Source organism: Thalassotalea sp. G20_0, assembly GCF_017744175.1.
In the GTDB taxonomy this organism is placed as follows: Bacteria; Pseudomonadota; Gammaproteobacteria; order Pseudomonadales; family Endozoicomonadaceae; genus Endozoicomonas.
This window is the reverse complement of sequence record NZ_JAGHQV010000451.1, coordinates 1-593: the sequence shown is the minus strand read 5'-3', so window position 1 is coordinate 593 and position 593 is coordinate 1. Positions and strand designations below refer to the sequence as shown.

Below are 593 nucleotides of genomic sequence, written 5' to 3'. Positions count from 1 at the left end.
GAGCAGTACATGGATCAATGGCACTGACTTAAGGCCTCACCCCTTGATAATTCAAAGCTTGCTCGGAAAGAAGCGACTATAAAAGTCACAAGCATAAATATTTCCCTTCCGAGCAAGCCATGAACAAGTCTAGCCAAGAATTCCTGTGCCTCGCAGATGATTGCCTTCACCAATTTGCACAGACTGAAAACGATGAATTTTCATCAATCCTAACCTCTGATGACCTTAACTCTTTTCAGGACTGTTACCCCGGTTGCAGGGTACGAGGTTTTCCACCCATCAAAACATTAACTTTATTCATGCGACAGGTGGCCAGTGACACCAAATCATGTCGCCACGCCCTCATTGATGAAGCGAGAGATCAGGTCGTCAAGGGCAACAAGAATAAGGTGCCCAACACTGACACCAGCGCATATTGCAAAGCGAGGCAACGGTTGACTGAAGCATCCATAAGAGGCTTGCTGCGCGCATCAGGCAATAGCCTTGATCGCGCCTCGCCAGAATCTTGGCTATGGCATCAACGTCGTGTACTGCTTACTGACGGTTCAACATTGTTGATGCCTGACACTGAGAAAAATCAGAAAGAATATCCT

Annotated in this window: 1 pseudogene; it reads left to right on the top strand. The window is 46.9% G+C overall.

The features are described from left to right. Positions 1 to 299 precede the first annotated feature (299 nt). Positions 300 to 593 (top strand): annotated as a pseudogene (locus J7438_RS27000) (IS4-like element ISNmo2 family transposase); the annotation flags it as partial.